The 18694-nt window shown below is 43.6% G+C and carries 17 protein-coding genes and 1 rRNA gene; 8 read left to right on the plus strand and 10 right to left on the minus strand.

The window, feature by feature from the left end; translation table 11 throughout:
* The 4 genes from ACTXGO_RS03375 to ACTXGO_RS03390 all read left to right on the plus strand — a co-directional run.
* A partial coding sequence (locus tag ACTXGO_RS03375) for a peptide-methionine (S)-S-oxide reductase (RefSeq protein ID WP_443573355.1) occupies positions 1–339 on the plus strand: 339 nt, incomplete at its 5' end.
* A gap of 113 nt (positions 340–452) precedes the next feature.
* Complete coding sequence (tmpT, locus tag ACTXGO_RS03380; RefSeq protein ID WP_443573357.1) at positions 453–1136, plus strand: thiopurine S-methyltransferase; 684 nt, start codon at positions 453–455, stop codon at positions 1134–1136.
* Positions 1133–1849 carry a DUF1499 domain-containing protein gene (locus ACTXGO_RS03385; RefSeq protein WP_443543258.1) on the plus strand — a complete coding sequence of 239 codons (717 nt, stop codon included), beginning with the start codon at positions 1133–1135 and terminating at the stop codon, positions 1847–1849. The genes tmpT and ACTXGO_RS03385 overlap by 4 nt, the downstream gene beginning before the upstream one ends.
* A gap of 236 nt (positions 1850–2085) precedes the next feature.
* Complete coding sequence (locus ACTXGO_RS03390; RefSeq protein ID WP_443573359.1) at positions 2086–3534, plus strand: lytic murein transglycosylase; 1449 nt, start codon at positions 2086–2088, stop codon at positions 3532–3534.
* A 95-nt stretch (positions 3535–3629) separates the two neighbouring features.
* Here the strand turns inward: ACTXGO_RS03390 and ACTXGO_RS03395 are convergent, their stop codons facing one another.
* The 4 genes from ACTXGO_RS03395 to ACTXGO_RS03410 all read right to left on the minus strand — a co-directional run bounded on the left by ACTXGO_RS03395 (position 3630) and on the right by ACTXGO_RS03410 (position 6991).
* Positions 3630–3929, minus strand: coding sequence for a hypothetical protein (locus ACTXGO_RS03395; protein ID WP_317200521.1), 300 nt, complete (start codon positions 3927–3929; stop codon positions 3630–3632).
* A 127-nt stretch (positions 3930–4056) separates the two neighbouring features.
* On the minus strand, positions 4057–5052 hold the full coding sequence (locus tag ACTXGO_RS03400) for a DUF4062 domain-containing protein (RefSeq protein WP_317200520.1): 996 nt from the start codon (positions 5050–5052) through the stop codon (positions 4057–4059).
* Positions 5053–5208: 156 nt separating this feature from the next.
* Entirely contained in the window at positions 5209–6159 is a 951-nt protein-coding gene (gene murI, locus ACTXGO_RS03405) for a glutamate racemase (protein ID WP_443573361.1), read from the minus strand.
* A 115-nt stretch (positions 6160–6274) separates the two neighbouring features.
* Positions 6275–6991 carry a DUF1285 domain-containing protein gene (locus ACTXGO_RS03410; RefSeq protein ID WP_443573363.1) on the minus strand — a complete coding sequence of 239 codons (717 nt, stop codon included), beginning with the start codon at positions 6989–6991 and terminating at the stop codon, positions 6275–6277.
* An 837-nt stretch (positions 6992–7828) separates the two neighbouring features.
* Here ACTXGO_RS03410 and ACTXGO_RS03415 point away from each other — a divergent pair.
* The 4 genes from ACTXGO_RS03415 (at position 7829) to ACTXGO_RS03430 (ending at position 13059) form a co-directional block, all read left to right on the plus strand.
* The gene (locus tag ACTXGO_RS03415) at positions 7829–9466 is read left to right on the plus strand and encodes an electron transfer flavoprotein-ubiquinone oxidoreductase (protein WP_443573367.1); all 1638 of its coding nucleotides are present in this window, start codon (positions 7829–7831) and stop codon (positions 9464–9466) included.
* Positions 9467–10246: 780 nt separating this feature from the next.
* Positions 10247–10507, plus strand: coding sequence for a DUF4212 domain-containing protein (locus ACTXGO_RS03420; RefSeq protein ID WP_317200517.1), 261 nt, complete (start codon positions 10247–10249; stop codon positions 10505–10507).
* Between the two features lie 3 nt (positions 10508–10510).
* A complete protein-coding gene (locus ACTXGO_RS03425; protein WP_443573365.1) occupies positions 10511–12379 on the plus strand; it encodes a sodium:solute symporter family protein in 1869 nt (622 codons plus the stop codon).
* Positions 12380–12513: 134 nt separating this feature from the next.
* Positions 12514–13059 carry a hypothetical protein gene (locus ACTXGO_RS03430; RefSeq protein ID WP_317200515.1) on the plus strand — a complete coding sequence of 182 codons (546 nt, stop codon included), beginning with the start codon at positions 12514–12516 and terminating at the stop codon, positions 13057–13059.
* 74 nt (positions 13060–13133) lie between these two features.
* Here ACTXGO_RS03430 and ACTXGO_RS03435 read toward each other — a convergent pair whose 3' ends face one another.
* The 6 genes from ACTXGO_RS03435 to rrf all read right to left on the minus strand — a co-directional run bounded on the left by ACTXGO_RS03435 (position 13134) and on the right by rrf (position 18431).
* Positions 13134–13739, minus strand: a complete 606-nt coding sequence (locus tag ACTXGO_RS03435; protein ID WP_443543249.1) for a rhomboid family intramembrane serine protease — start codon at positions 13737–13739, stop codon at positions 13134–13136.
* 101 nt (positions 13740–13840) lie between these two features.
* Positions 13841–14893, minus strand: a complete 1053-nt coding sequence (locus ACTXGO_RS03440) for a 5'-nucleotidase (RefSeq protein WP_443543247.1) — start codon at positions 14891–14893, stop codon at positions 13841–13843.
* Positions 14894–15107: 214 nt separating this feature from the next.
* Complete coding sequence (locus ACTXGO_RS03445; protein ID WP_435949756.1) at positions 15108–16397, minus strand: TRAP transporter large permease; 1290 nt, start codon at positions 16395–16397, stop codon at positions 15108–15110.
* Complete coding sequence (locus tag ACTXGO_RS03450; protein ID WP_317200511.1) at positions 16394–16921, minus strand: TRAP transporter small permease; 528 nt, start codon at positions 16919–16921, stop codon at positions 16394–16396. Before ACTXGO_RS03450 ends, ACTXGO_RS03445 begins: the two co-directional genes overlap by 4 nt.
* A gap of 21 nt (positions 16922–16942) precedes the next feature.
* Complete coding sequence (locus tag ACTXGO_RS03455) at positions 16943–18013, minus strand: TRAP transporter substrate-binding protein (RefSeq protein ID WP_435949757.1); 1071 nt, start codon at positions 18011–18013, stop codon at positions 16943–16945.
* 303 nt (positions 18014–18316) lie between these two features.
* Positions 18317–18431 (minus strand): 5S ribosomal RNA (gene rrf, locus ACTXGO_RS03460).
* Positions 18432–18694 lie beyond the last annotated feature (263 nt).

Here is an 18694-nt window from a genome sequence, read left to right on the forward strand (position 1 = left end):
TCTGTCGTACCGTTAGAAGTGATCCTTGATGTGTTTTTTGCCACTCATGATCCTACTACAATGGATCGCCAAGGCAATGATGTTGGTAGCCAATATCGTAGTGCGGTGTTCTATACGGACGAAGATCAAAAACCTACTGTTGATCGTACGATCAACAAATTGCGTGATATGGGTCTGGGCATCGTCACCGAAGTGCATCCTGCGGTTGAGTTCTACGCCGCTGAAGATGAGCATCAAGATTTTTTCAATAGAAACCCTAATCAGGCGTATTGTAACTTCTCGATTCCGCCCAAGCTTGCCAAACTACGCAAAGAGTTTAGTCAATACATGGTCGCATAAAGGCTTAAAACTGTTAATGATTGATAAAGCCAAGGGTTAATACGCTTGGCTTTTTTGTTGCGTTTAGCGGTATGATAATCGCTGATGAAGGATTTAGGATTAGGAAAAACGGTATGAATGCAGAATTTTGGCAAGCGCGTTGGGGTGAGGGTCGTATTGGCTTTCATAAGTCTGAGGTCAATCCGTTGTTGCTTAAATATTTTACGGCCCTAAAACTGAAAAAAGGTAGCCGAATATTAGTACCTTTAAGCGGTAAATCGTTGGACATGACTTGGCTGGCGCAGCAAGGTTATGAAGTCGTCGGTATTGAGCTGGTCGAATCCGCGGTGCAAGCCTTCTTCGCTGAGCAAAATATCTCGCCAACTGTACATCAGCATGCGGATAATTCCGCTATTAAATATTATCAAGGGAAGCTTGCAAATCAAACGATTACTTTATGGGTCGCTGATATCTTTGCCTTAACGGCTGATGATATCGGTCACATTGATGCGGTCTATGACAGAGCCGCGCTAATCGCTATGCCAGCTGATATGCGACCAAAATATAGCGAGCAGATCCGTCAGATGAGTGCTAACGCAACGCAACTATTGATTACCCTTTATTATGATCAAAACCAAAAAAACGGCCCGCCATTTTCTGTCAGCCGTGAGCAAGTACAGCAGTATTATAGTAATGATTATCACATCACAGAGCTTGAGAATAATGCTTCGACGCTAAATGCTAATGCCTCTCTTAGCGTCACTGAACACGTTTGGCTGTTAAGCGATCCACGAATCAATCAAAGAGAAGCCTTATGAAAATTGTCGTCAGTCTCATAAGCGTGATTGCTTTTTTATTAGTGCTACTTCCAGGCCCCCTGTACAAGTTTGGCATTGTCGATCTAGGGAGCGCCTTTGTAGGCTTTACTTTTAGCATGCTGGCAGGTGGTATCGCGTTGATTATGCTGACTATTCAAGCTTTGTTTAAGCGAGAGACGCTGACTATCTCTAGTGTCCTGCTAGCGGTCACTCTGTCTTTGATTGCCATCATCATCCCCCTTGGTATGCTGAGCACCGCCAAAAGCGTTCCTCCCATTCACGACATCTCAACTGATATGATCAATCCGCCGCAATTTGTCGCTATCGCCCCGCTACGTGCTGATGCACCAAACCCTGTTGAATACGCGGGTAGCGAGAGCGCCGAGCAACAGCGCGACGCGTATCCTGATATTCAAACCCTTACTTACTCACAATCGCAGAATGAATTGATAGAAGCTTGCGAACAAGCAGTAAATAATTTGGGCTGGGATTTGGTCAATACGGATACGAGTACAGGTATCGTTGAAGCCACAGACACGACGGTGTGGTTCGGCTTTCAAGATGATGTTATCGTACGCGTTACAGACCAAGGTGATGAGCGTCTGCTCGATATCCGTAGTAAATCACGTATAGGTGGCAGTGACTTGGGTAAAAATGCCGATCGTATTCGTGACTTTGTTAAGGAGTTGGATGAGGTTTTGGGTTTGCATTAAAAAACTCATTCGGTAGTGTATCTAAAAACCTCTATTTAACTACCATAAAACCACCTGTTTGATATCAGTACTAGTTAAAACTCACCAGAAGGTGACAACAAAGTGATAAGAAGTAACGAGGTGATTCAACATCTTTTCTTTATCCATAGGATTGGGTACTCTAAAGCATCTTTATCATACTGAACGCTTGATTACTCTACTCATACGGACACTTTTGCCACTTATAGGATATTTTCATGCGCATATCTACTCTCTCACTATTGACTGCCGCTATTGGTATCAGTCTTGCCAGCACCGCACAGGCCGCCAAACCTGACGCCCCTTACTTATCTAATAGTGAGTTTCAGCAGTGCTTGGATGGACTCAAAAACTCTAGCAAGTTTCGCGGAGTCGATAGCTTCACCTTTAATAACTACCGCCCGAATGAGCCAGATCCTAGCGTGATTCAATCGCTCAACTATCAGCCTGAATTTCAAAAGGACGTTTGGGATTATCTATCGGCACTCGTGGACAAAGAGCGCGTTGAGGACGGTATCCGCGCTAAGCGTCAATGGGGCGACACCCTACGCCAAATCGAATCGCGCTATGGTGTCAAGCCTGAGCATGTTTTAGGCGTATGGGGCGTAGAGTCCAACTTTGGACAGACTTTGGGTAAAAAGCCTTTGTTTGAATCTCTAGCCACCTTGTCTTGCTTTGATCGTCGTCAGAGCTACTTTCAAGGTGAATTTGCCAATGCGCTAAAGATCGTCCAACGTGGTGATATCGCGCCAAGTGATATGACAGGCTCATGGGCTGGGGCATTTGGGCAGACGCAGTTTATGCCAAGTACCTTTTTGGAATTGGCAGTGGATTTTGATGGTGATGGTCGTCGTGATTTGGTCAATAGTGTGCCTGATGCTCTCGCCTCCACTGCTAACTTTTTGGACAATCGCGGTTATCGTAGCGGCGAGCCTTGGGGTTATGAGGTCAAGCTCCCTGATGGCTACTGGGCAGCATCAGACCGCAAAAACAAAAAATCTATAAGCCACTGGCGTAATCAAGGCTTGACGTTAGCCAACGGTGGCTCTTTGCCTTATGATTTAAATAGCGCAGGATTGCTATTACCAGCAGGCATTGATGGCCCTGCGTTCTTAGTCGGCAAAAACTTCGATACTTTTTATTCTTATAATGCTTCAGAAAACTACGCTTTAGCTATCGCGCATTTATCTGATTTGATTACACGCGAAGACAGTAGTAAAACCGACTTTGTCACGGCATGGCCGACCAATGACCCTGGTATTAGCCGTCAGCAAGCCAAAGACATTCAGCAAGCACTGTTGGATGCAGGTTATGATATTGGCGGCGTTGATGGCATCATCGGTGATAATACGCGCACCGCCATCCAGCAGTATCAAACTAGCCGCGGTATCTTCCCCGCTGACGGGCGCGCAGGACAGAATTTTTATCGTACTATCGTCGGTAGCACCGCGCCAAGCCGCACGCAGTACACTAATCAATATGGGCAACCAGCAGGCGCACGTCCACTAACCCCAGCACCAGCTGATCGTATGGGTCAGTTGATTCAACGGCAGACGACGATTGCGCCAAGTGCGCCCTCATATTCATCACCCGCGCCAGCGAATACCGTTCGCTACCGCCGCGTTGTTGGCGGTGATGGGGTAACGCGCTTAGTACGCATTGATTAAAACGCCGATTTTATAAATCGAAGATAAATAAAAGCCACGCTATTAATAATAGTGTGGCTCTTTTTATACTGGTTTTAATAAGTCAGAATTTAAAATTATACGATAGGCGGTGGATTAGGTTCACCATTGTCGCCATCCCAATTCTCACGAGCTTTATCATCGAGATCATTTGGAGTTTTGGGCTCCCATTTACCGTTTTCTCTCCAAGTGGCATCGCCCCAATCGTCATCTTCTTCTTTTCTGTCTAGATCTTTGTAGGCTGCACTAGGATCGATACCGCGGCGCTTCATATCAGCCACTTGTTCTTCTAACGTGCGAAACTGATCCGCGTCATGCATCTGGTTTTCTAGATTGTCGATATCTTTTCTCAAATCATCTCTTTTAGAATCAGTCATTATGTTCTCCTTGATAGGTTTGTGTTTTTTAGTCATTAATCATTATTTATATTATCTATCACTCACTACAAAATTGATAACATTAGCTCGTATGCTTTGTATTACAAAACGTAGTCTTAGCTACTCACTATAGATTGTGATCAAGCTCTTGCTGATCTTTAGATAAGCTTTTGGCATAAAAGGTAAGCTTCCAAAGCTCTTGCTTGACCCTGGTACCAAAGGTCGTCAGCTCAATCCAGTTGGCGGCGACTAATTGCCGCTGTAACCTATTGAGATCATTTTGCGTCATTTGACAGCGCGTTACTGCATGAACCTTAGGCATAAGCTGCTGAACATCGCTCTCAGCTTTGCTAGCGATTAGGCGATTGATGCTGCTTTGCAGACCGTAGCTTGAAAAGGTTGGCGATATTTTGATAAGGGCTTGGAGTATATCAGACCACATCAAAGCCATAGGCATGGTCACCTCTGTCAGATTACCGCCTTCATACGCATGAGCGCTGTACTGAAAACTAAAAATATCAGTCAGTACGATAGGCCGGCTCAGGCCAGTTGCAGAGGAGATAGTAGTAGAGCGAACGTCTTGGTTTTTGGTAGATACTGAGCTTTTGCGCGGCGCCTGCATGTCAGACTCATACTCAGGTAGCGATTGCGTGCGCGCCTTTGTCCAGCTGCCCATGATCTTGTGATTGTTCACAATATCATTATGCGCCTGTACCAGCAGCGGCTCAATATAAGTACTTTCATCATAGTAATACACATACTTTGCATGTTTTTCGACGGTACGGATAAACTCTGTTAAAGAGGGCTCAAGGCTGATAACGTGATGATGCGTCTTTATAACGATCAGTAGCGGCTTTAGCTTAGCCTCGGCGCTTAGATAACTTAGATGCATCTGACTGATGCCAGTACGCTGCGTGGTGCCATAACTATCACCGATGATGATTAACGCATAATCACAAGCCTCAATGCATTGACGCCCATATAAAGAGGCTTTTGGCAGTTTACTTGAGACGTCATAAGTCAAAAAAGCACGCTCTTGAAAAGCTATTGCTACACTATCTAAAATCAAAGACTGATCGTTGTCAGCATGTATAACATGAATGTGATAGCGGTAATTTGGCACAATACCCTCTAATATTTAGCAGCGATGGCATCACTGCTCATTTAACATCACTATATTCAATTTTGAATGTAAGTAGCCTAGCACAACTCGCTTTTGAGTGTGAATTTTATTGTCGCCAAAATCATCGTCACTGTCACTTTAAAGACTCTATCTTAACTAAATTAAGGTTGATGCCTTGGATTTACTATCAATAGTAGTAAAATTTTGCTCTTGATACGTCATGAGCGGTGACAGTTTGAATACGCGCGTGCCTAATAGACGCTGAATCAGTTGCCCAAGCTTGTCATCGTATTTACTCGCATAAAAAATAAGGGGTCGCTGAGTATGAACGTCTATAGGACAGGACTCTACGACTTCCCTCAAGGATTGGGGCGCTAAAACGCTAGCAGACGGCGCAAGTAGGTGATGACTTGCCAGCAGCTGCTTGACCCGTTCAGCGATAGCGTGTCCTGAGTCAACAATTTGTATAGACATATTTTGCTCTGCAATTTGCTGTTGCAAGTAGGTTCTAAAAAACGGATAGTGCGTGCAGCCTAAGACCAGTTGATCCACGCCTTGCTCTGCAAACACGTCAAGCTGATGGCGTAAATGCTCAGCGGTGACGCTATCCTCTGGCATACCAGCCTCAACCCAAAGGACGAGATTGGGGTCAAAATACTTAGTGACTTTGGTTTGATTAGGTAGAGCGATATCACTAATAACTTGATTGAGTAAAGTGCCATCTAGCGTCGCTTTGGTCGCTAGTACTGCGACATGAGCACTTTTGCTGGCTAGAACTGCAGGCTTAAGCGCTGGCACAAGACCGACAATAGGTAGGTTTGGGTAATGCAAGCGAGCGGTTTGCAAGGCATGAGCAGAAGCGCTATTGCAAGCGATAACGATCAATTTGCAGCCTTGCTGATGCAGCCATTTCACCGCTGTCAGTGTCAAAGCTTCAATATCTTGGCTATCACGATTGCCATAAGGCACATGTAAGGTATCAGCGTAGTAGATATAACGCTCGTTTGGCAGTTGCTCGGCCAAATGCAAGTAGACAGACAGGCCACCAATACCTGAATCGAACAAGCCGATTGGCGCACTGGCCTCTTTGTGTTTAGCAGTACTCATGATGTCATCATAGTCATAGTTACCAGATATAAACGTAGAGGCAATTATATAATCCCCTTGGCACTTAACCAATAGCCAAAAAACCTTTCACAAACCGCCTTATTCACAAGTAGCATCAGTCAGATGGCATAGATAGCTCATATGATTTACCGCCGCTTTGCAAAGTCAATATAGTCTCACCGTCTTGCTCGCTCAGCGTACCAATCTCGACGAGATGATAAAAGGCATTGCGACCAATAAGTGCCTCCAAGCCGTTTCTCACTGGCATATAGGGGCGCACGTTTGACTTGTCAGCACTCTCGTTACTCTGGCTATCCTTATCTTGACTGTCGTTATTATCATAATGACGTAGCGTGATTGGATGCTCGTCGTCCAATCTGACCACATCGCCTGTCGTGGTAGTGAATTCAAGCCACTGTTCACCGTCTTCATTAACGATGCCAATATCATTAATAAATAAAGGTACATCCTCAACAGTAATGCGCATTTTTTGTACAGGCGTTTTTAGATAATAAACCAAATCGCCGTTTTTTTCTTCTACCCATAAAATAGTGGCAAACAGGCTCACCAATGACTCTCGGGTCACATGGCCCCCTTCGTGCCACCATTCGCCATTAGCTTTGATCGTTAAGTCCATATCTACGGTTTGCTCAGGATGCCAGTCTGCAAGTGGCGGTATACTGCGGCCCTGCCGAGTCCCAGCTTCTGCCTTTAAATACTGATCTAAAGCCTCCATATCATTTAAGTTAGAAGGCATATTGTGCGCGGTCTGAGCGCCATTAATGGTATGGTTCTTGGTATCGCTATCGCTTGCGCTATCATTGTTATTCATCTCATTATTCCCTAATGATTCGTTAAAGTTTGCTATAGGTATTGCTGCTATCAAATTTAGTTTCAGTTATGATGTAGCTATGACTCAGTTTTACATCCAGTCTAGTAATGTCACCATAACACTGATAGTTATAAATGCGTATCGTGTTTGTACGACTTTTCTTTTATAATGAGTAACGTTTTTAAAAGGTCACATGTATCGGCATTGCTTTAAATGCTAGGATACTAAGCTCAACCGAATTGGCCTAACCAAATTTTAGTTTTATATGCTTATACTTAAAGATTGATATATAAAGCATAAGCATGCAAACCGCAAGATTGTCACTTGATACCTAAAGACCCTTTTTATCGGGCAGTCCTAACAGTGCTGCAAGCTTCATTATTTAATTGCGACGCTCGTAATGTCCATAGATAAGCCATTAAGAACTCAGGAGTAGCTATGCAAGAACAAGATAAGCAAACGCCAGTTGTGGATGCCGAGACTGTCAATACTGACACGCAAGCAACCACACTTGATACGACTAAGACGGACAGCGTTGAACCGATCACAGAAGTAGAGACGACTGTAGATCAAGAAACTAGTGTTGCTGCGCCTACTGATATTAGTAAGAGTGACTCTACTAAAGAGCCTGTCGAAGTGGCGTCTGAGCCAGTGACTGAAGAACCCGTTGTTGCAGAACAAAATGCGCAAGTTAAAGAGCCTACTGTCAATGAAGAGCCCGTTGCTGTCGAGCCTATCGATGAAACACCAGCCGTTGAAGAGCCTGTCATCGAAGAAGAGCCTGTCATCGAAGAAGAGCCGGTTGTTGAGCAAGAGCCTGAGATTGAACGTGAATCGATGGAGTTTGATGTTATCGTCGTCGGCGGTGGCCCTGCTGGTCTCTCAGCTGCTATTCGTTTGCGTCAGCAAGCTATCGCAGCAGGCAATGACGAGTTTATGGTCTGTGTCGTCGAAAAAGGCTCTGAGTTTGGCGCGCATATCTTATCAGGTGCGGTTATCGAGCCGCGTGCTTTAGACGAGCTGATTCCTGATTGGAAAGAAAAAGGCGCACCGCTTAACGTCCCAGCGACTGAAGATCGAGTTTATATGCTCGGTTCTGCGACTCGTTCTACCAAGCTACCTGACGCTATCGTACCTGCCAGTATGCACAACCATGGCAATTACATCGTCTCACTAGCTAACGTGGTACGCTGGCTCGCTGAGCAAGCAGAAGAGCTTGAAGTTATGATGTTCCCAGGATTCCCAGCATCTGAAATTCTATACAACGACGATGGTTCTGTTAGAGGTATTTTGACAGGCGATATGGGCGTTGCCGCTGATGGCGAAGCCAAACCAAGTTTCGAGCCAGGGTATGAGCTACTCGCTAAGTATACTATCTTTAGTGAAGGCAGCCGTGGTCATTTAGGCAAGCGCCTCATTAGCCGTTTTGGTCTCGATAATGACTCTGACCCACAGCATTATGGTATCGGTCTCAAAGAGCTTTGGGATATCAAGCCTGAAAAACATGAAGAAGGCGTTGTATTACACGGTTCAGGTTGGCCGCTAACGGATACAGGTTCCTCTGGCGGTTGGTGGTTATATTTTGCCGAAAACAACCAAGTCAGCTTTGGTATGGTCATTGATCTTTCGTACTCAAACCCTTATATGTCACCATTTGATGAGATGCAGCGTCTAAAACTGCATCCGCTGATTCGTGATATTTTAGAGGGTGGTGAGCGCATCTCTTATGGCGCGCGTGCCTTGACTAAAGGTGGTCTCAATTCACTACCGAAATTCACTTTTCCAGGTGGCGTATTAGCTGGTGATGATGCAGGATTCCTAAATCCTGCCAAAATCAAAGGCACACATACTTCAATGAAGTCGGGTATGCTTGCCGCTGAGGCTATTTTTGCAGCAGTGCAAGAAGGTCGTCAGCATGATGAAGTGGTGGCTTATAGCACCATGTACAAAGAATCATGGCTCTATCAAGACAACTACGAGGCGCGTAACTTCTCACCAGCTATGCACCGTATGGGACAATGGATGGGCGGCGCGTTTAATTTCATTGATCAAAACGTACTGCGCGGCAAGATGCCATTGACTATCCGCGACAACACGCATGATTATCATCATTTAGAGCGCGCAGCTCATGCTTATCAGCCAAACTATCCTAAGCCTGATGGCAAGCTTGTATTTGATAAGTTATCATCAGTATTTATCTCCAATACCAACCATGCTGAGGATCAGCCTGCGCATTTAAAATTAACCGATCCAACAGTGCCTATTTCGATTAACCTGCCACTATATGCTGAGCCTGCGCGTCTGTATTGCCCAGCTGGCGTTTATGAAGTGGTTAAAGATGCCGAAGGCGCTAAGTTCGTTATTAATGCGCAAAACTGCGTTCATTGCAAAACCTGCGATATCAAAGACCCATCGCAGAACATCACTTGGGTAACGCCAGAAGGTGGCGGCGGTCCAAACTACCCTAATATGTAGTTTTAGCAACATTAGCTCTATATAGCATAAAAAAAACCGCTCTTAATGATAAGGGCGGTTTTTTTGTGGTTCATTTAAAGTATTCATCCACTGATAATACGTAGTCTGCATAACACATGGCACGTTATAAATCTAGTCAGAACAAGATTCTGCTAAATCATTAAATCTAGCTAGATTTTTGTCAAAGGCTACATTTGTATAAGTATTCACCAAATAAATAACAAACATTTATTTCAGTTTTTGCAAAATTTTTAGCCAGCTAATTTTATAGCTTTAGAGCTGATAGCACAGTACAGCGGTCTTTGAGCAGATACTTCGCTTCTTATGCCGTGTATATTTACAGACTACGTACTTCGTTACGTTAAAGTAATTTTAAATTACTTATTGTTAATTGACCCAATTTTGTATATATTCCTAATAGGTTTATGACTGTCCAGTATAGTCATTAACAAGCGAGTAGATGGGCTGCTGTTCCAATAGTGAAATCCACATTGGATTTGGAACATTATCCGATACTAGTAGCAGTATATTAACCGCTATTATAACCAATACTCTTTATAGCGTGATTTTGAGCTGATAGAGAGTATCAATATTACTCACCCCACTGATACAATTGATTGGCAGTATTTCGGGTCATTATGATTTAGCAGTCTGTACAAGGTCTCAAAGCTTTGATGTAGACAATATCAGATCGCTTGCGGCGATAAATGTTAAATCACAATGACTGGTTAGCTTTTAATCAAACATCTTGTTTTTATGTTAGGCAAAAGGAGTTGTCCTATGGAGAACCACAACGATTCATCGGGTTATTGGCGTGCCAATGTCCGTCTTATTCTAGGTAGCCTATTTATATGGGCCTTAGTATCTTATGGCTTCGCTATTCTTTTACGTCCCTTATTGGCTGGTATCAAAATTGGTGGTACTGACCTAGGCTTTTGGTTTGCTCAACAAGGATCCATTGGCGTCTTTATCATCTTAATTTTCTTTTACGCTTGGCGTATGAATAAGCTAGATAAACAATATGGCGTAGACGAGGAATAGAGCATGAGTCAATTTACGATTAACATTATTTTTGTAGGCCTATCCTTTGCGCTATACTTCGGTATCGCAATTTGGGCACGTGCTGGAACGACCAGTGAATTCTACGTTGCAGGCGGTGGTGTTCACCCTGTCGTCAACGGTATGGCAACCGCCGCGGATTGGATGAGTGCTGCGTCGTTTATTTCAATGGCAGGCTTGATTGCTGCAGGTGGCTATGGCGCCTCAACTTACTTAATGGGTTGGACAGGCGGTTACGTTCTACTCGCTATGCTATTAGCGCCTTACTTACGTAAGTTCGGTAAGTTTACGGTTCCTGATTTTATCGCCGATCGCTTCTACTCAAAAACAGCGGCTATGATTGCCGTGGTTTGTTTGATTGTCGCATCAACCACTTACGTTATCGGTCAGATGACTGGTGCCGGTGTTGCCTTCTCACGCTTTTTGGAAGTTGAAAACACAACTGGTCTACTTATCGCAGCTGTCGTTGTTTTCTTCTACGCGGTACTTGGTGGTATGAAAGGGATTACCTACACGCAGGTTGCGCAGTATGTGGTTCTAATGATTGCTTATACTATCCCAGCAGTCTTTATCTCACTTGAATTGACTGGCAATCCGATTCCAGGCTTAGGTTTGTTCTCAAACCATGTTGAATCAGGTGTGCCTATTTTGACTAAGCTTAACCAGGTCGTCACTGACCTTGGATTTACTGCTTATACTGCTGATGTACCAAACAAGCTTAACATGGTGCTATTTACCTTATCACTTATGATCGGTACAGCAGGTCTACCGCACGTTATCATTCGCTTCTTCACGGTTCCTAAAGTTGCTGATGCACGTTGGACAGCCGGTTGGACTCTAGTCTTTATCTCTCTCTTGTACTTCACAGCGCCTGCTGTTGGTGCTATGGCACGTTTGAACCTCATTGATACTGTTTATCCACAAGGTGTAGATCAGCCAGCACTTACTTATGAGCAGCGTCCTGATTGGATGAAAACGTGGGAAGATACGGGTCTTATCAAGTACAATGATCTTAACAACGATGGTCGTATCCAGCTTTATAACGATAGCGGTCTTGGTGCAGCTCAGCTTGCATTGACTGCAGCAGAGACTGATGGTGGCGACGTAGTCGCAGCAACAGCAGCTGTCGATACCGCTCGCGCCGCACAAGATGCAGCACTCGACGGACGCTTCACTGACGCAGGCTGGGAAGGTAATGAGCTTGACGTTAACGCTGATATCTTAGTACTAGCTAACCCTGAAATTGCGCAGCTTCCACCATGGGTTATTGGTCTTATCGCAGCAGGTGGTTTGGCTGCAGCACTATCAACAGCCGCAGGTCTATTGCTTGCTATCTCATCAGCCATCAGTCATGATTTGATTAAGCGTAACCTTAATCCAAACATCACGGATAAAGGTGAGCTACTAGCTGCACGTATCTCGATGGGTGTTGCTATTGTTGTCGCAACGTGGCTCGGTCTCAATCCACCAGGATTTGCCGCTCAAGTTGTTGCTCTAGCCTTTGGTATTGCAGGAGCGTCACTGTTCCCAGCACTTATGATGGGTATTTTCTCTAAGCGCGTTAATAACCTAGGCGCAATCTTTGGTATGCTTGCAGGTCTAATTAGCACCTTAGTCTATATCTTTGTATTCAAAGGCTGGTTCTTTGTTAGCGGTACTGCCAACTTCCCAGATACCGCTGAATACTGGTTATTTGGTATCTCACCACTATCATTTGGTGCGATTGGTGCATTGATTAACTTTGCAGTAGCCTTTGCAGTCTCTTACGCAACAGCGCCGCCACCAGCTCATATCCAAGAATTGGTTGAAAGCGTACGTTCACCACGCGGTGCTGGCGGAGCAATTGACCACTAAGCCGCTAGGTATACATCACGTCAGTGACCTATATTTGCTACACTAACGATCACTCACAGGCAGCAGCTGCTTGTGAGTGATTTTTTTAGCCTATAGCTATTGTACAATTCTATTTATCGTATTAAGGAAATTCTATGCTTTTTGAGTTTATTGCTACCATAGCTGCTGCCTTTGGTATGGCTGGGTTGGCACTGATTATAACTCACTTGAGTAAGCTGGCAGGCAAGCGCGCCCCTAAATGGCTTATTCCTTTATTTGCCGCTATTGGTATGTTTGCTTTTCAGATAAACCAAGAGTACAACTGGTATCCGCAGCAAGTTGCTAAGCTACCTGATGGCGTGACGGTAGTCAAAACTGCTGAGAGTACAGAATGGTTTCGTCCCTGGTCTTACATCAAACCTCATATTCTGCGTTTTATAGCAGCAGATAGTGGCAATGCTGTCGCTCAAGTGGACGATCCAGATATATATTTGGTTAACTTGTATTTGTTTGAGAGGCGCAGAAGCGTACAACAGATTCCACAAGTGATTGATTGTGCAGCGCCTGCACGAGCAGACTATATTATTCCAGAAAAAGGTAATACTCTTGATGTAAGAGAATACGTCGAGCAAACCACAGCATGGCGAGAGCTTGCAACCGATGATCTGCTATACATTAATGTCTGTACGAATAAAGGCTAGAGAGATGTCATAGTGGTGCTAGTCGATAGTCCTATACATATCGTAAGAAGGCTGTTTTGCAAATATTTTGATCATCAGCGTCTTCTAGTCAACGCGGTATAATCATGTTTTGAGTTTGCCCCTATCAATAAGCCTGCGCACAGACCACCAAAGTGCGCAGCAAACGAGATGCCCTCTTGCGGCATCAATCCTTGTTTTATAGTCAGCCAATATCCAGCTCCCATCACAATACAAGCTATCAAATAACCCCAGCGCCGTGCAAATAGTGCGCCGCCTATCATGTACCCAAGCATAGCAAAGCACAGTCCTGATGCGCCGATATGGATAGATAACGGCGATCCTATTATCCAAGTCACAGCTCCTGATGCGATAATGAGTTTTATCGTCGTGCGATAAGCATTATTTTCGAACAATCCAAATAAGAACAGAATCTGTAGCAAGGTTATGCTGTTGCCAAGTAGATGCGCAAAATTGCCATGCATAGTCCATGATGCAAACACCCCTATCATACTACCGACATCTAACGCGCGTGGGACGATACCAAAGATATTCCACAATCCAAATAAGAACACTTCATTCAAAAAAAACATACCCCACATAGGGACAAGCACAAAAGCATAAAGACCAAAAACTTGCTTTAGTCTTTCAATGATTAAATCAAATAAAGCTGACCAATTCATATATATTCTCTGGTGATGAGCATATAACCCCCTTTACTGCTTGTAGGCTTTTGCAAAATATTACTGCCATAAATAGTACAAGAACTTAATAGTACAAGAACTTATTGAGTAACTGCCATAACAGATTGTTGTACAGGCTCAAATAGTAATGATGATGCATCCCTAACTTCTTTTAGATAATTATTATTATGTAAGAGTGAGCTTGAATGATAAGGCACTAAGGCAGTTGGTACAAACTGCCGCGCGGCATCAATATGCTTGATTGAATCATCAAAAAATATGTGTGGAGCAAAGGTTTTAAGAATAGCAGTTTTATTTAATCCACCCAAAAAAAACGCCATATCGACATTGACACCCCACTCTCTTAGCGTCTTTATAGCGCGCAGATCGGCAGGCGCATTACGCGCTGTGACTAGCGCAATTTTTACAGGGCTATGCTCTAACAATGTAGGCAATCGAGATTGTAATTTTGAGAGCTTAATGAGTAGCTCAGCATAAGGCCCTTTTTCAATCGGCATATCACTCATTTTAGCTTCGCGATCATGAAAGGCGCGTAGACCTTTTTGTTTGTATAATAGCTCGCCTGAATCATCGAACAACACCGCATCCCCATCAAAGGCGATACGCAACTGCTCAGTATCAAGCTCATAAGTATTGACAGGTGTGGCATCTAATATGGCACAAGCGCAGATATTAGCATCTGTCACTTGCTGCGCATCATCGCGATTGGTCGTCAAAAATAAATCAACCTTAAAGTCATCAATATAAGGCGCAACAGGACTTCCTGATATAAATGCAGATCGCGAGATATTTAACTTGTGTGCACGTATGGCATTTAGTACCTGAATTCCCGTGTCTGGACTACTCTTGGATACGATGACCACTTCGACTAAAGGCGCTTCGATTGTCTTATCTACCAAAGCAGCAGTATCGCAATATGCATTTAGATTAAGTAACGCTTTAATCAAAGGGTATCCTGCCCCTATACTCAGATCATCGTTCTCGCGTGCTGCCATATAGCTGCGAAATTTACTGATAGCACTCTTAGGGGACTGCTGCAATAAATGAGCTAGGTGATTCTCAGACTCTGACAAATCGAACAAAGCCGTTGCTGATATTGCAACGATTAAGGTTTTACTAAAATCAACAGCCATAACTTTACTCGTCAGCTTTTGGGAAGAGATAAAACATAAACTTTGCTCAGTCTACTATATCTGCCACTTTGATTAGTAAAAGTTTTTGGTAAATCTATTACTGTTAGGTCGCTATAAATTTGTATCAATAAACAACAAAAACACCATACACAAAAAAGCCACATCGTCATAATAACGATGTGGCTCTCCTTAGACTGCTTTAGCTATCACTGTTTTAGCTGAGTAAGACTAAGGATATAGCAGGGAAAGCGACCAAAATCACCAAACGTATCACGTCTGAGACAATAAAAGGCGCTACTCCCTTAAACATATCACCAAGCTTGATATGCGGGGCAACTGCTTTAATCACAAAGATATTCATACCCATTGGCGGCGTAATCAATCCAAGCTCTACTGTTAATACCGCAATAATACCAAACCATACCGGATCAAACCCAAGTGCTAAAATAATGGGATAAACGACTGGAATAGTAATGACTAGCATTGCTAAGGCGTCCATAAATAAGCCTAGCAAGAAGTACATAATCAAAATACAAATTAGAACGATCATAGGACTAACTGATAAACCGCCAATCCAAGACGCTAAGGTATAAGACAATCGCGATACTGAGATAAAATACCCAAGTGCCTCAGCACCGAGTAGCATAAAGAACACAACGGCTGATAACGCGAGTGTCTCAATTAAGGACTGCTTAAGGCCTTTAAAACGCATGCCTTTGGCAGCAGCATAGAGCCAAGATACAAAAGCACCGACAGCTGCACCTTCAGTAGGTGTAAATAACCCAAAGAAGATACCAAAAATAATAACAACAAATATAAATCCAAACGGAATAAGACCTGTCAAAGAAAGGATTTTTTCCTTCCATGACGTACGCTCACCGCGCTGAGCTAAATGCGGCTTCCAGCGCACCATAATCATGACCGTTATTGAGTACATCACCATGCCTAAAATACCAGGCAAGAAGCCGGCGATAAACATATCGCCAACCGATTGCTCGGTTAAAATAGCATAGACCAGTAGTGCAATACTTGGTGGAATCATAATACCAAGCGTACCGCCAGCAGCTAAAATACCGCAAGCAAAACCAGGCTGATAACCGTACTTCTCCATTTGCGGCAAAGCCACGCGAGTCATAGTAGAGGCTGTGGCTAAAGACGATCCTGATATAGAAGCAAAAATACCAGAAGATCCAATACCGGCAATCCCAAGGCTACCGCGTACACCACCGAATATTACTCTAGTAGAGTCAAATAACTTACTTGCCATACCTGAATGGGTCGCAAAAACACCCATCAAAATAAACAGTGGAATAGCGCTAAAGTCATATTTTGCTAATACATCAACAGGAATGTCTTTAAGCATTTGTAGAGCGCCACTAGGACTGGTAACTGCACCAAATCCAACCAAACCGACGCCTAACATTGCAAGTGCAACAGGTACTCTTACGACTACCAGCAGAATCATGCATATTAAACCAATTGCACCGATAATTTCTGGACTCATGCGCCTGTCTCCTCGGCGTCATAGAATTCGCCTGTTCTAAATATGTTGATGGCTTCAATTAGCGAGCGAATAGCCAGTAAAAAACTCAAAAATGAACTCAGCGCGTAGATAGGTACCATAGAGATTCTAAGATCTTGAGTGACCTTACCAAACTCTATAGCATCATGAACGCTCTCATATAGTCCCCAAGTAAACACCAGACCAATGAAGAAAAAGCCGATCATGAAAACGCCCATCATATAGCCTTTCATAGCCTTGGACATTTTTTGAGTGAAAACATCAACGATAATTTGAGACCGCTCAACATAAGCTGCAAAAGCGGCCAACAGGGAAAATAGCATGAAGTAAGAGACAATCTCAACGCTACCTTTGACCGTAAAACCAAACTCACCGCCTGTCATTTTGAAGACGTAGCGTGCTACTACGTCTGCAATAGTGACAAGAACGATGACTACGAGACTAATACCACCTATTAATTGGCATAACCTAGAGATAAGAGTGCTGATTCTAACCAAAAATGCCATGTTGTCATTGCCTCAAGTTAATTAGGTTGCACAAGCAGCACTAGCAGCCTTAGCTTTTTCATAGACACCATCTGCATCTAAACCTAGAGCATTGACGTCATCTAGATACTTTTGTGTACCTGCTTCAAGAGGACCTTTCCAATCAGGATCATTTAATGGATCAGGGATATCAACCATTTCATCACCATTATCTCTGGCAGCTTGAATAGCAACTTGGTCGTATTTGTCGAACATCTGACCGACTTCTTTAGCCATTGCCATACCTGAATTGTCATCGATGATCTTTTTGAGATCGTCAGACAAACCATCATAAGTGTCTTGGTTCATAGTAACCATAAGACCAGAGGTATATAGCGGAAGGTTGGTGTGATATTTAGTTAGCTCATCAATTTTGAAGGTTGTAACCGCTTCCCATGGGAAACTCAAACCATCAACAACACCGCGCTGTAGAGAGGTATACATATCATTAGCAGGTAGACCAACAGGAGATGCGCCCATACTCTCGATAATGTCACCAGCGACCGCTGACGGACGGCGGATACGCAGACCTTCCATGTCAGATGGAGTACGGATTAGCTTATCAGTAGTATGCAAGGCACCAGGGCCAACACCATACATGAACAATACGTGTGAGTCTTCGTATTCACCAGCGATAGTACCGTCATCATACAGCGTCTGCATCATGCAGCCCATCTGAGTAGCAGAGTTAGATAAACCTGGCAATTCAGTGATTTGAGTTAGCGGAAAACGTCCAGCAGTGTAACCTTGGACTTGTGAGCCAATATCAATAGTACCCTTAACCGCAGCTTCGTAGGTAACATCGGCTTTACTTAGTGTCGCCGAAGGATAAAGCTCAACTTTTAAGCGACCGCCAGACTCATCTTCGATTTTTTTAGCCCAAGGCTCAAAGACTTCTTTGCTGATGTTAGAGGTGGCAGGCCAAAAATGTGAAAAACGTAGAGTGGTTGTTTCTTGAGAGGCAGTTTCAGTCGTTGCAGCAGTGTCGTCACCCGCTGTATCGGACTGATTAGAACAACCTAATAAGCTCATTGCAGCTAGAGCACCGATTGAAAAGAGAGGGGCAAGTCTCATTACCAATTCCTTTTGATAATTAATAGAAAAAGTGAGTGTTCACTTCATTTGATGTCTACGATTTATCTACTAGTCTTAAAAGTAGATATAAGTTGCAGACTTAAAAAACACCAAACAAAAATATCAATTATAATGATATAAGTCAAATCATTTTAGCAAAATATAAGCATAATCTGATTTGTCTATCAAGTGTCACAATATGTCTGGAGTGTAAACGAAGTATACACTAATATTCAGTAATTACTAAGTATCAGCCATAAAAAAACCCCCAACAACTTAATGTCGGGGGTTTTTGGAATAGAGAGCTGACGATGACCTACTCTCACATGGCCGGAGCCACACTACCATTGGCGCGACGATGTTTCACTTCTGAGTTCGGGAAGGGATCAGGTGGTGCCATCGTGCTATTGTCGTCAGCAAAGGGGGTTAGATATGAGTCTGTTGGTTTTACTTAATTGACTAAGTATCACTATCCTAACTGAATCAAGGATAAAGGTGATATCGATATAATGCTTACCATTCTATGAATAACCATTGCGCGTTTTGTCTGTCAAGGGACCTTCAAGTAATTGAAGGTGCGTGACAGACGCATAATTGTCACTCAATAGATAATTACAAACCACTTGGGTGTTGTATGGTCAAGCCAAACGAGCAATTAGTACAGGTTAGCTACACACATCG

It is taken from the genome of Psychrobacter sp. T6-1 (assembly GCF_052258445.1).

What these genes read in the sequence shown, in the direction of transcription:
- tmpT (WP_443573357.1), top strand. Translation starts at nt 453, where the DNA reads ATGAATGCAGAATTTTGGCAAGCGCGTTGGGGTGAGGGTCGTATTGGC.
- ACTXGO_RS03385 (WP_443543258.1), top strand. Translation starts at nt 1,133, where the DNA reads ATGAAAATTGTCGTCAGTCTCATAAGCGTGATTGCTTTTTTATTAGTG.
- ACTXGO_RS03390 (WP_443573359.1), top strand. Translation starts at nt 2,086, where the DNA reads ATGCGCATATCTACTCTCTCACTATTGACTGCCGCTATTGGTATCAGT.
- ACTXGO_RS03395 (WP_317200521.1), bottom strand. Translation starts at nt 3,929, where the DNA reads ATGACTGATTCTAAAAGAGATGATTTGAGAAAAGATATCGACAATCTA.
- murI (WP_443573361.1), bottom strand. Translation starts at nt 6,159, where the DNA reads ATGAGTACTGCTAAACACAAAGAGGCCAGTGCGCCAATCGGCTTGTTC.
- ACTXGO_RS03410 (WP_443573363.1), bottom strand. Translation starts at nt 6,991, where the DNA reads ATGAATAACAATGATAGCGCAAGCGATAGCGATACCAAGAACCATACC.
- ACTXGO_RS03415 (WP_443573367.1), top strand. Translation starts at nt 7,829, where the DNA reads ATGGAGTTTGATGTTATCGTCGTCGGCGGTGGCCCTGCTGGTCTCTCA.
- ACTXGO_RS03420 (WP_317200517.1), top strand. Translation starts at nt 10,247, where the DNA reads ATGGAGAACCACAACGATTCATCGGGTTATTGGCGTGCCAATGTCCGT.
- ACTXGO_RS03425 (WP_443573365.1), top strand. Translation starts at nt 10,511, where the DNA reads ATGAGTCAATTTACGATTAACATTATTTTTGTAGGCCTATCCTTTGCG.
- ACTXGO_RS03430 (WP_317200515.1), top strand. Translation starts at nt 12,514, where the DNA reads ATGCTTTTTGAGTTTATTGCTACCATAGCTGCTGCCTTTGGTATGGCT.
- ACTXGO_RS03435 (WP_443543249.1), bottom strand. Translation starts at nt 13,739, where the DNA reads ATGAATTGGTCAGCTTTATTTGATTTAATCATTGAAAGACTAAAGCAA.
- ACTXGO_RS03440 (WP_443543247.1), bottom strand. Translation starts at nt 14,893, where the DNA reads ATGGCTGTTGATTTTAGTAAAACCTTAATCGTTGCAATATCAGCAACG.
- ACTXGO_RS03445 (WP_435949756.1), bottom strand. Translation starts at nt 16,397, where the DNA reads ATGAGTCCAGAAATTATCGGTGCAATTGGTTTAATATGCATGATTCTG.
- ACTXGO_RS03450 (WP_317200511.1), bottom strand. Translation starts at nt 16,921, where the DNA reads ATGGCATTTTTGGTTAGAATCAGCACTCTTATCTCTAGGTTATGCCAA.
- ACTXGO_RS03455 (WP_435949757.1), bottom strand. Translation starts at nt 18,013, where the DNA reads ATGAGACTTGCCCCTCTCTTTTCAATCGGTGCTCTAGCTGCAATGAGC.